Origin of the sequence: Roseiarcus sp. (genome assembly GCF_052145395.1) — a bacterium.
Lineage (GTDB): Bacteria > Pseudomonadota > Alphaproteobacteria > Rhizobiales > Beijerinckiaceae > Roseiarcus.
Map to the genome: position 1 here is coordinate 1 of NZ_JBKQOT010000585.1, position 12,092 is coordinate 12,092.

Below are 12,092 nucleotides of genomic sequence, written 5' to 3' on the forward strand. Positions count from 1 at the left end.
CGACGTGGTGCTGGAGGAGCGGCGGATGCATTGCGACACCGACCCGGGCGCCCAGCTCGGCGAAGCGGTGCAGGCCACCCTTTTCACCCATCATCCCTACGGGGTCCCGATCATCGGCTGGGGCCACGAGATCGAGGGCCTTGGCCGCGAGGACGCGCTCGCCTACTACCAGCGCTTCTACACGCCCGAGAACGCCATTCTCATTGTGGCCGGCGACGCCGACCCCGACGAGACGCTGAAACTCGCCGAGGAGACCTACGGCAAGGTTGCGACGCGCGGCGAACCGCCTTTGCGCGTCCGCCCGTCCGAGCCGCCGACGGTCGCCGACCGGCTCGTCACGGTGCGCGACGAGAAGGTGCAGCAGCCGAACTGGCAGCGCCACTATCTCGTCCCGTCCTGTCGCACTGCGAGGCCGGGAGAATCCGAAGCGCTCGAGGTGCTCGGCCATCTCCTCGGCGGCGGACAGACGAGCCTGCTCTATCGCGAGCTCGTGATGGACGAGAAGCTCGCGGTCTCGGCGTGGGCCTATTACCACGGCACGGCCCTCGACCAGAGCCGGTTCATCGCCAACGCCACCCCGGCGCCCGGCGTCGCGCTCGAAGCGCTCGACAAGGCCTTCGACCGCGTTCTGGCCAAGTTCCTCGCCCAAGGCGTCGACGAGAGCGCGCTCGAGCGGGCCAAGACCCGCCTCATGGCCGACACGATCTACGCCCGCGACAGCCAGTCGGACCTCGCCCGCTGGTACGGCTCCTCGCTTGCGCTCGGCCAGACGATCCGCGAGGTGGAGGACTGGTCGGCCAAGATCGAGGCGGTGGACGCGAAGGCCGTGCTCGACGCCGCGCACAAATGGCTCGACCACAAGCCGGCCGTGACCGGACATCTTTTGCCGCTCGACGCCGAGGCCGCGTGAAGCGGTCCGGCTGAACGTTCTTTCGGAAACGCCCCATGCAGAAACACGTCATCGTCTCGTCCCCTGACTCCGCCGTCAACGTGCGGACGCTGGTCACGCCCGGCGGGCTCAAGGTCTGGCTGGTCGAGTCCTACGCCGTTCCGGTGGTTTCGCTCGAATTCGCCATGCGCGGCGGGGCCGCGCAGGACCCTTCGGACAAGGCCGGCCTGAGCATGCTGATGACCGGCCTGTTCGACGAGGGCGCGGGCGATCTCGATTCGCAGGCCTTCCAGAGAGCGCTGGACGAGAAGGCGGTCGAGCTCAGCTTCCGCAACGATCGCGAGCACGTCGCGGGCCGGATGCGCACGCTCGTCAAGAACCTCGACCGCGCCGCGGAGCTCCTGCGTCTGGCGCTGAACGGCCCGCGTTTCGACGAGGAGCCTTTCGCGCGGGTGCGTGAGCACGCCAACGCCCGCCTTCGCCACGACGCCAACGATCCGGCGTCCGTCGCCGCGCGCGCCTGGCGGGCGAACGCCTTCCCCGGCCACCCCTACGGCCTCCCCGCCGAGGGAACGCTCGAGACGCTGGCCGCAATCGAGCGCGGCGACGTCGTCGCCGCGGCGAAGCGCGTGATCGCCCGCGACAAACTGGTGATCGCGCTCGTCGGCGCCATCGACGACAACGGCGCGGCGGCGCTCGTCGACAAGGTTTTTGCCGACCTGCCGGCTCAAGCCGGCCTCAAGCCGGTCCCGCAGGCGGCGTTCGCGAAGCTCGGACGCATCGACACGGTGACGCTCGAAGTGCCGCAATCGACCATCCGTTTCGGCCGGCCGGGCCTGATGCGCGACGATCCCGATTTCATCCCGAGCCTGGTCGCGGCGCATGTGCTCGGCGGCCACGGCAACATGACCTCGCGGCTGTTCCGCGAGGTGCGCGAGAAGCGCGGCCTCGCCTACACCGTGTTCGGCGCCTTCTACGCGCTCGACCATGGAGGCTTCTTCTACGGCGGCACCACGACAAAGAACGAACGCGCGAAGGAAAGCTTCGACGTCGCGGCGGCCGAGATCCGCGACGTGGCGCTGAACGGCCTCAACGAGGAGGAGCTCGAGAATGGCAAGACCTATCTCATCGGCTCCTACCCGCTGCGCTTCGACACCTCGGTCAAGATCGCCGCCCAGCTCGTGCAGATCCAGCTCGAGGGCCGCGCACCCGACTGGCTCGTCGAGCGCAACCGGCAGATCGGCGCAGTGACGATGGAGGACATCAAGCGCGCCGCCGCCCGCGCTTTCGGCGACGGATCGCTGTACACGACGGTGGTTGGGAAGCCGGAGGGGTTCTGATCCCCTCGCCCCGCGAAGCGAGGCGTTCCCCTCGCCTCGCAAAGCGGGGAAGGCATAGCTCGTCGCGAGACGGGCGTCACTCGACGCCCTATGGGTGAGGGGCTGCGCTGATCTTTCCCGAAGGGGCGCGGCCGCCCCTCATCCGGCCCTCGGCCACCTTCTCCCCGTTTCACGGGGCGAAGGGACGCCAGAACTCCCCCTTCAGCGCGCCATAGAGCGCCTTGAACCGCTCGCGCTGTCTCACGAACGCCTCGGTGAGCGCGGGGTCGGGATCGGTCACGTCGGCGATCTCGGGGCGCTGGCAGACGGCCTCGGGGGGCTCGCCGGTCGCGGCCATGCGGGCGAGGCGCGCGGCGCCGTAGGCCGGGCCGGTCTCGCCGCCCTTCATCCGCACGACCGTGAACCCCGTGGCGGCGGCGATCATCTTCGTCCAGAGCGCGCTTTTCGCTCCGCCGCCGATCAGGCCGACGCGCTCGATCGAGGCGCCGGCGGCGGCGAGACAGTCTCGCGCCTCGGCGAGGGTCAGCGCCACACCCTCCATGACGGCGCGCGCGACGTCGGCGCGGGACGTCGTCTCGCTCATGCCAAACAGCACTCCCCGCGCATAAGGGTCGTCGAGCGGCGTCCGCTCGCCCGACAGATAGGGCAGGAAGATCAGCGCCCCAGGCCCGCGGTAGCCCTCCGTCGCTTCGCGTTCGAGCGTGTCCGGCGAAGACCCGAGCAGGCGCGCGGCGAAAGCCAGCGCCCCTGCCCCGTTGAGCATGGCCGCCATCGCGTACCAACGAGCGGGCAGCGCATGGGCGAAGCTGTGGACGAGCTTCTCTGGCGCGCTGAGGTAGCGTTCGGTCGCGACGATGAGCTGGGTCGCGGTGCCGAGCGAAATGAAGGCCTCGCCCGGCCCGATGGCGCCGAGACCGACCGCGCCGACCGCGGCATCGCCCCCGCCCGCCGCGACCACCGCGCCGGACGGCAGCCCGAATTCCTCGGCAGACGCCGTGCGCACGGTCCCGACTGCGTCCGCCCCTTCGTGCAGGCGCGGCGCCCAGGCGGGATACGCGCCGCAGGCGGCGATCGCGTCGGGCGACCAGACGCGCGCCGCTTCGTCGAGCAGCCACTGGCCGGCCGCGTCGCTCATGTCGGAGCCACGCTCGCCCGTCAGCGCGAGGCGCAGATAGTCCTTCGGCGCCAGCACGCAGTCGATGCGGCCGCGAAGCTCGGGCTCGTTGCGGGCGAGCCACAAAAGCTTCGGACCGGTGAAGCCGGGCATGGGCTTGACCCCGACGACGCCGGCGAGATGGGGAAAGTTTTGGGCAAGCTCAGCCGCCTCTTCGTGCGCGCGGCCGTCGTTGTGCAGGAGCGCCGGGCGGACCGGGCGGTCGGCGCGGTCGATGAGGACTGTCCCGTGCATCTGGCCGGAAAAGCCGACCGCTTTTACGGCGCCGACGGCCTTCGCGGATGAGGCGCGAAGGTCGGCGATGGCGCCGGCCATTGCCGTGCGCCAGACGTCGGGGTCCTGCTCGGACCAGCCGGGACGCGGACGGTCCGGAAGATAGGCGCGCGACGCGCTGGCGACCGCCGCGCCGCTGTCATCGACGAGGAGCGCCTTGAGCCCCGATGTGCCGCAGTCCAGCCCGAGAAACATGAGCGGTACGATGCGCCATCGCCGGCGCAACCGCAATCTTCGGCGTCAGGCGCAACTCCGGTTCGGCTGGCACCAGAGCATCGACGGCGCAGCGCTCATGCGTCTGGCCGGCGCGTCGTCGCTTTTGAGTTTCGTGGCGCGGTCGAGGATGTACCGCAGGCCGGAGAGGACCGGCATATCGGCTCCGCGGGTCGCCTCACCGAGGGCTGCCCAGTCGCCCTCGTGAGCGCGACAAGCGAATTCGCCGACCAGTTTCGCTGCGAGCAGTCCGCTCGACAGATTGCGGTTCGCCGCGGCCTTGGAGAACTTGCGGGCGAAGTCGCCGCCGATCGAAGCGACCGCGGCGCGGGCGACATGCGGGTTGGAGCAGGTCAGGACGATTTCGCGCACGATCATGAATTGCCCTCGCTCCACCAGTGTGAACGCCTGCCCGCTCGTCCCTTTGTTGTGTCCAAGAAGTTTGGCCTAAGGATGGCGAGGGACTGTCTTTGAAGCGACTATGCTTGCGTGAAGATGGATGCAACCGTTCGACGTGGTGTTGTCAATGATCTGTCACATTGAATTATATGCAATGCAACATGGAAATACCTTTGCGTAAAGATAAACGACATCGGCAGAGACGTCGATGTTAATCCGGATGGATAGATTAAAGATTGGTAATGTTATGACGATTTCGCGGTCGCCCGCGCCGCCTCGGCCTCCCGCGCCCCAGGCGGGAACCGAGTGTGGGTTTTCAGGCGATGCGCGCGGCGCCTCGCTTCGCCGTCAGCCTTTGAGCAGGAGACGATTGGACTCGATGAACCGCCAGAAGCGGATGCGAAACAGCACGCCGATCGCCATGAGCCGCTGGTCGAGCGAATCGAGCTTGGGCGTCTGGGCGATCGTGGTCCAATGAACGAAAGGCGATGCCAGAACGGCGACGCTGCGCAGGGCCCACTTGAGCCGCCCGTTCGGCTTCTCGATGGCGGAGGCATAAGCCTCGCGCGTCGCCTTGCCCCACTTCTGCGTCAGCTCGGTCCAGCTCCGGCGAGCAGGATGCGATACGACGACGTCGTCCGCATAAGCGAACCGGTAGTTGGCGATGAGTGCGCGCTGTCCCCAGTCGACGTCCTCCGCCACCTGGGCGCGAAACCCTCCGACGTTGTCGAAGATCTCGCGCGGCACGAACATGTTGCCCGAGCCGGAGAAGCCGACCTCCCGGATGTAGCGCTTGAAGTTGAAGGCGAATACGCGCTCGAAGGCTTCTTCGGCAGTCGGGCGCGACGGATCGACGTAGTCGACGTCCACGCGGCCGCCGACGATCTGTGCGCTCGACAGCGCCGCAAGCCCACGCTCGAGCCAGCTCGACGAGGGACGGCAGTCCGAATCGATGAACGCCAGAACCTTTCCCCGCGAGGCTGCGACGGCCGCGTTGCGCGCAGGACCGGCTCCCTGTATCGGCGCCGGAACGACGCGGGCGATCTTGCCGCACACCCGGCGAACCGCATCGATCCCGCAGCGCGAATTGTTGTCGGCGACCACGACCTCGTACTGGTCGCGCGGCAGGGTCTGGGCAGCCAGGAGCCCGATGCAGCGCTCCAGATTCTGCAGGTCGTTGTAATGCGGGATGATGACCGAAACTGCGAGCTCGACGCGCTGATCGGCGTCGGAGCGCAGTGGGGCGATCGTGGAAATTTCGTCTGTCATGAGGAGTCGCGACGCCGGCCGAGAACTGCTGCCAGATACTGCTGGATTGTGACAACGTATGCTTACATTGTCAGACTACGTTGTCAACGGCGCGCCGCGAACACGCGACGACAATTCCGGGCGCATCGCCGATACGCGTGCTGACGGGATGGCCGTCCGGAAGAATTGTTGCGGGCCGTCGAATTTGTTCTCGCAATTGCGAGACAAAACGCGCAAACGTCAGCCCGTCGGTTTCAGAAGGCGCGGGCCAAGGCAGTGCGGTTTTCTGTTGTCAACGTCGTCCGGCAGGCGCTGTCGCGGAACGAGGGCTGGCCGGAGCAGTGGCGAAGCCCCGAGCCGAAGGCGGCTTACGGCATCGTCATCATCGGCGCCGGCGGGCACGGCTTGGCGACCGCCTATTATCTCGCCAGGGAGCACGGCCCGACGAACATCGCTGTGCTGGAGAAGGGCTGGCTCGGGGGCGGCAACACCGGGCGCAACACCACGATTTTGCGGTCGAACTACCTGTGGGAGGAATCGGCCGCGCTTTACGAGCACGCGCTGAAGCTTTGGGAAGGCCTCGCGCGCGAGCTCAATTACAATGTGATGTACTCCGCCCGCGGCGTGATGATGCTCGCCCACAACGTCCATGACGTCCAGGTCGTGAAGCGCCATGTCCACGCCAACCGCCTCGCCGGCGTCGACAACGAATGGCTGACGCCCGAGCAGGCGAAGGCCTTCTGTCCGATCCTCAATATCGCTCCCGACATCCGTTACCCGGTCGTGGGCGCGGCGCTGCAGCGGCGCGGCGGCACGGCGCGCCACGACGCCGTCGCCTGGGGCTTTGCCCGCGCAGCGTCGGAGCGGGGCGTGGACATCATCCAGAACTGCGAGGTGACCGCCATCCGGCGCGACGCCTCGGGCGCGGTCTCGGGCGTCGAGACGACGCGCGGCCCAATCGCCGCCAAAACGATCGGCGTCGCGGCCGCCGGACATACCTCCGTCGTCATGGCGATGGCCGGGGTGCGCATGCCGCTCGACTCCTATCCGCTGCAGGCGCTGGTCAGCGAGCCGGTGAAGCCGATGATGCCCTGCGTCGTCATGTCGAACACGATCCACGCCTACATGTCGCAGTCCGACAAGGGCGAGATGGTGATCGGCGCGGGCACGGACGCATACATTTCCTATTCGCAGGCGGGCGGCCTGCACATCGCCGAGCACACGCTCGAGGCGATCTCGGAGCTTTTCCCCGCCGTCCGGCGCCTGCGGATGCTGCGCAACTGGGGCGGGATCGTCGACGTCACGCCGGACCGCTCGCCGATCATCGGCCTGACGCCGGTCCCCGGCCTCTTCGTCAATTGCGGCTGGGGCACCGGCGGGTTCAAGGCGACGCCCGGCTCCGGCCATGTGTTCGCCCATACGATCGCGCGTGGCGAGCCGCATCCCCTCGCCGCGCCGTTTGCGCTCGACCGCTTCCGCGCCGGGCGGCTGGTCGACGAAGCCGCCGCCGCGGCGGTGGCGCACTGAAAGTCGGAGCCGATGAGGCCGGAAGCCGTGAACCTCGCGAAAAAGCTCGCCCTGTTCCGCGACCTGTGGTCGCCAAAGGTGGTCGCGTCCTTCAACGGCCACGATGTGATGGTCGTCAAGGTCAAAGGCGAGTTCGTCTGGCACGCGCATTCCGACACCGACGATTTCTTCCTCGTTCTGAGCGGTCGCCTGACGATCGACCTGCGCGACGGCCCAGTCACGCTCGGTCCCGGCGAGCTTTTCGTCGTGCCGCGCGGCGTCGAGCATCGGCCGCGAGCCGAGGAGGAGACGGAGCTCTTGCTGATCGAACCGGCCGGAACGCCGAACACGGGCAATCCCGCCACCGCCGCCGTCAAGACGAGACTCTGATGCTGCTGATCCCCTGTCCCTGGTGCGGCATGGAGCGGCCGGAGATCGAGTTCCGGCACGGCGGCGAGGCCCATGTCGCCCGCCCGCAGGACCCTGCCGCGGTCGGCGACGAAGCCTGGACCGAATACCTCTATTTCCGCTCGAACCCGAAGGGCGTGTTCGCCGAGCGCTGGCGACACGTTCTCGGCTGCGGCCGTTTCTTCAACGTCGTGCGCGACACGGTCAACGACGGGATTCTGGCGGCCTACAAGCCCGGCGAGCCGCGGCCCGCGATCGAAAGCGAGGGCCGGCCATGACGCAGAGGTTTCGCGTCGCGGGCGGCGCGGCGCTTGATCGCGCGCGCCCGATCTCCTTCACCTTCGACGGCGTCGCCTACGCCGGCTACGAGGGCGACACGCTCGCCTCCGCCTTGCTCGCGAACGGGGTCCGGCTCGTCGGCCGCTCCTACAAATATCACCGCCCCCGCGGGATTCTCTCGGCCGGGCCGGAGGAGCCGAACGCGCTCGTCGGCGTCGCGCGCGGGCCGGGCCGGTTCACGCCGAACCTCAGCGCGACCGAGGTCGAACTTCATGACGGCCTCGTCGCGACGAGCCAGAACCGCTGGCCTTCGCTGCGTTTCGACGTCGGCGCGGTCAACGACCTTTTCGCGCCGCTGTTCGGCGCGGGCTTCTACTACAAGACCTTCATGGGGCCGGACTGGCTTCCCCCCAACTGGGCCTGGAAGCATGTCTACGAGCCGATCGTCCGCCGCGCCGCGGGCCTCGGGACCGCCCCGACCGAGCCCGACCCGGACCGCTACGTCCGGTTCTTCGACCATTGCGACGTCCTGATCGTCGGCGCGGGTCCCGCGGGCCTCGCCGCCGCACGGGCGGCCGGGGACAGCGGCGCCGACGTCGTCCTCTGCGACGACAATCCGGCGCCCGGCGGGTCGCTCAGCGCCGAGACGCGGGCTACAATCGGGGGCAAGCCTGCGCGCGAATGGCTCGCGGCGACCCTGGACGCCTTGGGGGCGATGCCGAATGTGCGGCTAATGCCGCGGACCCAGGCGTTCGGCTGCTACGCTGAGAATCTCGTGGCCTTGAGCGAGCGCCTGCCCGAGCCGGCCCTCATCGCCGATCCTGGGCTGCCGCGTGAGCGGCTGTGGCGGGTGCGCGCGAAGGAGGTCGTGTTCGCTGCGGGCGCGATCGAGCGTCCGCTCGTCTTCTCCGACAACGATCGCCCGGGCGTCGTGCTGGCCGACGCCGCGCGCCGCTATCTCAACCTCTACGGCGTGAAAGTCGGCGACCATGTCGTGGTCGTCACGGCCCACGACAGCGCCTATCGTGCGGCGCTCGACCTCAAGGACGCGGGCGTCGCGGTCGCGTTGATCGCGGATGTGCGCGACGAGGCGGAGGGCCCGCTTCCCGACGCCGCCCGCGCGGCCGGGATCAAGGTCGCGGTCAAGGCCGCGATCCACGCCGTCGAGGGGCGCGCACGGCTCAAATCCGTGCGGCTCGCCGCCCATCCCGGCGGCATGCGCGTGATCGCATGCGACGCGCTCCTGATGTCGGGCGGCTGGACGCCGTCCGTTCATCTTGTCTCGCAGTCGCGCGGCAAGCTCGTCTTCGACGAGGCGCTCGAGGTTTTCCGGCCGGAGGCGCCGGTCGAGGGCCAGCGCTCAGCCGGCGCCTGCAACGCGACTTTCGGCCTTGCGGAGGCGCTCGCCGAGGGCGACGCCGCCGGCCGGGCGGCGGCCGAGGGCGCCGGCTTTCCTCCGCCTGCGCCGCGCGCCTACGCGGTCGAAGGCGCGCCGAGGGCCGCGGGCGGGACGCTCGGCGCGCCGCTGCACGTGCTCGGCGACCGGCGCGTCAAGGCGTTCATCGATTACCAGAATGACGTCTGCGTTAAGGACGTCGAGCTCGCGGTTCAGGAGGGTTTTCGCTCGGTCGAGCACGTCAAGCGCTACACCACGACCGGCATGGCGACCGACCAGGGCAAGCTCGCCAACATGAACGCGCTCGCGGTCGCCGCGGCCGTGCAGGAAAAGCCCATCCCGGAGATCGGTCTCACGACGTTCCGCCCGCCCTATACGCCGGTGACCTTCGGCGCCTTCGCCGGCCCCGCCCGCGGCGACCTGTTCGATCCCGTCCGCAAGACGCCGGTCCACGACTGGGCGGCTGAAAACGGCGCGGCCTTCGAGGACGTGGGTCTGTGGAAGCGCGCCTGGTATCTTCCGCGCCCGGGTGAGGCGATGCCGGAGGCGGTTGCGCGCGAATGCCGGACCGTCCGCGCTGCGGTCGGCGTGTTCGACGCCTCGACGCTGGGCAAGATCGAGGTCGTGGGACCGGACGCGGCGGTCTTTCTCGAAAAAATCTACGTCAACGCCTTCCAAAAACTCGCGGTCAGCCGCTGCCGCTATGGCCTGATGCTGACCGAGACCGGCTTCGTGATGGACGATGGAGTCGTCGCGCGCCTCGCGCCCGACCGCTTCCATGTCACGACGACCACGGGAGGCGCGCCGCGCGTGCTCGCCCACATGGAGGACTATCTCCAGACCGAGTTCGCCGACTTGCGGGTGTGGCTGACCTCGACCACCGAGCACTGGGCGACGATCGCCGTCCAGGGGCCGAAGGCGCGCGAGACGCTCGTGCCGCTGATCGAGGGCCTCGACCTCGCGGAAAAGGCCTTCCCGCACATGAGCGTGCGCGAGGCGAAAATCTGCGGCGTGAGCGCGCGGCTCATGCGAATGAGCTTTTCCGGCGAGCTCGGCTACGAGATCAACGTCGGCTCGGCCTACGGCCTCGACGTCTGGAAGGCGGTCTTCGCCGAGGCGGAGAAGCACGGCGGATGCGCCTACGGAACCGAGGCGATGCACGTCCTGCGCGCCGAAAAGGGCTATGTCATCGTCGGCCAGGAGACCGATGGGACGACCACGCTCGACGACCTCGGCCTCGGCTGGGCGGTCGGCAAGGCGAAGGCGGACTTCGTCGGCAAGCGGTCGCTCATTTTGCCGGAACTCATGAGGGAGGGCCGCAAGCAGCTTGTCGGCCTTTTGACCGAGGACCCTGAGGCCGTGCTCGAGGAAGGCGCGCAGGTGACGGAGAGCGCCGCGCCGCCCAAGGGCTCGCCTGCGCTCGGTCATGTCACGTCGTCCTATCGCAGCGCAACGCTCAAGCGCTCGATCGCGCTCGCGCTCGTCGCCGGCGGCCGGGCGCGCATGGGCGCCAGGCTCTACGCCTCGACGCCGGGCGGCGCGGTCGCCGTGACGGTCGCCGCGCCGTGCTTTTATGACCGCGAGGGGACGCGCCTACATGTCTAGTCCCTGGCTCAGGCCCCGCTTCCCGCTCGACGACGCGGCGCTCCCCTCCGGCCCGCGTTTCACCCTTGCCGACGCGCCGCCGGCCGAGCGTTTTGTCTTCCGCGGCGGCGAAGCGGCGCGGCAGTCCTGTTCCGCCGCCTTCGGGGTCGAGCTGCCGACGAGGCTCGGCGCGGCCGGTCAGTCGGGCGAGCGCGCAGCTCTCTGGCTGGGCCCTGACGAATGGCTGCTCATCACTGAGAGCGAATCCGTGGAGGCGCTGGCCGCGGCGATCGAGGACGCCCTCGGCGGCGTCCCCCACGCGCTCGTCGACGTGTCGCATCGTCAGGTCGGGCTGGTCGTTTCGGGCGCGGACGCCGCCCGCACGCTCAGCGCCGGCTGCCCGCTCGACCTGAGGCTGAAAACCTTTCCGGTGGGCATGGCGACGCGCACGATCATCGACAAAGCCGAGATCGTGCTGTGGCGGCGGGGGGAGGCCGAATTCCGCGTCGAGGTCGCCCGCTCCTTCTCTCCCTGGCTCGCCGCCGCGCTCGGCGAAGCGGCGCGCGGCGCGCCGAAGGTTTAGCGGGCTACCAACACTTCAATGACGTGAAAACCGTCAGAGGGAGGCCCATAGAGCCGGTCGCTCGGGCACCGTCGGCGCGCGACATTTGGATTTCCTCAGGCCTCCGCGGGGAGGGGTCAGGGCTCCGCAAATCTTCGGGCTCCGGGTATTTGTATTTCCTTGGAATTCCTTGGATTCTCTCGTCCGAAATGAGCCTTTTCAAAGGGTTACGCGCGAAGGCGCGCGGATTTTTTTCGTCGTGAGGCCCCTTTCCGCCTAAGCGGCCAGTGCCCCGTCCAACACGGCGTCGATCCGCTTGCTTTTCGTCTGATGTCGCATGAAGGGACGATAACGATATTTCTGCTTTTCCGCAATCAAAAAGTCGCGCCATCGCCACTCCCCGCGAGTGACGAGAGGCGCGGGCGGCGCTGGCAATGATCAAGCGGTCAAAACCTGACGCCTGGCCCCCACGCCGAGGGACCGGACCCTACCGCGCAGCGGATGGCGGGAGTCGACGTATTGCGGACGTAGCGGACCGCGACCTTGGATGCCTCAATTGGGCGGAAAGCGGGCGAAGGGTGAACGGCGGGAATGGGGCGGGATAGCAATCGTTCGCGCTCAGGTCTCTAGGCGCAGAACCGCCCACTTGCGGCGTAAGGCCTTCGCCGCCCTGGCGCTCGCCGTCACGGCGACGAGAGTCCTGTCTTTCCATAGACAGCTCCTTCGTCAGGGATTTTGCGTTAGCAGCACGGTGACGAAGTCCCGTTTTTCAGCTTGAGGGCGGCGCGGCGACGATGACGACGAGCGCGGCGAATTCGCCG

At 68.5% G+C, this 12,092-nt stretch carries 10 protein-coding genes; 7 read left to right on the top strand and 3 right to left on the bottom strand.

What is annotated here, in order from left to right:
* Together ACLP25_RS20140 and ACLP25_RS20145 are read left to right on the top strand one after the other, a co-directional pair.
* Positions 1–910, top strand: a 910-nt coding sequence (locus tag ACLP25_RS20140; RefSeq protein ID WP_442470936.1) for a M16 family metallopeptidase, incomplete at its 5' end; no start/stop codon positions are given.
* A gap of 35 nt (positions 911–945) precedes the next feature.
* The gene (locus ACLP25_RS20145; RefSeq protein WP_442470937.1) at positions 946–2,229 is read left to right on the top strand and encodes a M16 family metallopeptidase; all 1,284 of its coding nucleotides are present in this window, start codon (positions 946–948) and stop codon (positions 2,227–2,229) included.
* Positions 2,230–2,398: 169 nt separating this feature from the next.
* Here the strand turns inward: ACLP25_RS20145 and xylB are convergent, their stop codons facing one another.
* The 3 genes from xylB to ACLP25_RS20160 all read right to left on the bottom strand — a co-directional run bounded on the left by xylB (position 2,399) and on the right by ACLP25_RS20160 (position 5,557).
* Positions 2,399–3,871 carry a xylulokinase gene (xylB, locus tag ACLP25_RS20150; RefSeq protein ID WP_442470938.1) on the bottom strand — a complete coding sequence of 491 codons (1,473 nt, stop codon included), beginning with the start codon at positions 3,869–3,871 and terminating at the stop codon, positions 2,399–2,401.
* 45 nt (positions 3,872–3,916) lie between these two features.
* Entirely contained in the window at positions 3,917–4,267 is a 351-nt protein-coding gene (locus ACLP25_RS20155; protein WP_442470939.1) for a hypothetical protein, read from the bottom strand.
* A 369-nt stretch (positions 4,268–4,636) separates the two neighbouring features.
* The gene (locus ACLP25_RS20160) at positions 4,637–5,557 is read right to left on the bottom strand and encodes a glycosyltransferase (RefSeq protein WP_442470940.1); all 921 of its coding nucleotides are present in this window, start codon (positions 5,555–5,557) and stop codon (positions 4,637–4,639) included.
* Positions 5,558–5,812: 255 nt separating this feature from the next.
* Between ACLP25_RS20160 and ACLP25_RS20165 the strand changes: the two genes are divergently transcribed.
* Genes ACLP25_RS20165 through ACLP25_RS20185 form a run of 5 tightly spaced genes read left to right on the top strand, consistent with a single transcriptional unit; the run spans position 5,813 to position 11,292 of the window.
* A complete protein-coding gene (locus tag ACLP25_RS20165) occupies positions 5,813–7,063 on the top strand; it encodes a sarcosine oxidase subunit beta family protein (protein ID WP_442470941.1) in 1,251 nt (416 codons plus the stop codon).
* A 12-nt stretch (positions 7,064–7,075) separates the two neighbouring features.
* A complete protein-coding gene (locus ACLP25_RS20170) occupies positions 7,076–7,432 on the top strand; it encodes a cupin domain-containing protein (protein WP_442470942.1) in 357 nt (118 codons plus the stop codon).
* Positions 7,432–7,728: a sarcosine oxidase subunit delta gene (locus tag ACLP25_RS20175; RefSeq protein ID WP_442470943.1), complete on the top strand. Its 297-nt coding sequence runs from the start codon at positions 7,432–7,434 to the stop codon at positions 7,726–7,728. Before ACLP25_RS20170 ends, ACLP25_RS20175 begins: the two co-directional genes overlap by 1 nt.
* Positions 7,725–10,730 (top strand): sarcosine oxidase subunit alpha family protein, encoded by a 3,006-nt coding sequence (locus ACLP25_RS20180; RefSeq protein WP_442470944.1) that lies wholly within the window; start codon positions 7,725–7,727, stop codon positions 10,728–10,730. Before ACLP25_RS20175 ends, ACLP25_RS20180 begins: the two co-directional genes overlap by 4 nt.
* Positions 10,723–11,292, top strand: coding sequence for a sarcosine oxidase subunit gamma (locus tag ACLP25_RS20185; protein WP_442470945.1), 570 nt, complete (start codon positions 10,723–10,725; stop codon positions 11,290–11,292). Before ACLP25_RS20180 ends, ACLP25_RS20185 begins: the two co-directional genes overlap by 8 nt.
* Positions 11,293–12,092 lie beyond the last annotated feature (800 nt).

Coding starts and splice junctions, on each gene's coding strand:
- ACLP25_RS20145 (WP_442470937.1), top strand. CDS start 946: ATGCAGAAACACGTCATCGTCTCGTCCCCTGACTCCGCCGTCAACGTG.
- xylB (WP_442470938.1), bottom strand. CDS start 3,871: ATGTTTCTCGGGCTGGACTGCGGCACATCGGGGCTCAAGGCGCTCCTC.
- ACLP25_RS20155 (WP_442470939.1), bottom strand. CDS start 4,267: ATGATCGTGCGCGAAATCGTCCTGACCTGCTCCAACCCGCATGTCGCC.
- ACLP25_RS20160 (WP_442470940.1), bottom strand. CDS start 5,557: ATGACAGACGAAATTTCCACGATCGCCCCACTGCGCTCCGACGCCGAT.
- ACLP25_RS20170 (WP_442470942.1), top strand. CDS start 7,076: ATGAGGCCGGAAGCCGTGAACCTCGCGAAAAAGCTCGCCCTGTTCCGC.
- ACLP25_RS20175 (WP_442470943.1), top strand. CDS start 7,432: ATGCTGCTGATCCCCTGTCCCTGGTGCGGCATGGAGCGGCCGGAGATC.
- ACLP25_RS20180 (WP_442470944.1), top strand. CDS start 7,725: ATGACGCAGAGGTTTCGCGTCGCGGGCGGCGCGGCGCTTGATCGCGCG.
- ACLP25_RS20185 (WP_442470945.1), top strand. CDS start 10,723: ATGTCTAGTCCCTGGCTCAGGCCCCGCTTCCCGCTCGACGACGCGGCG.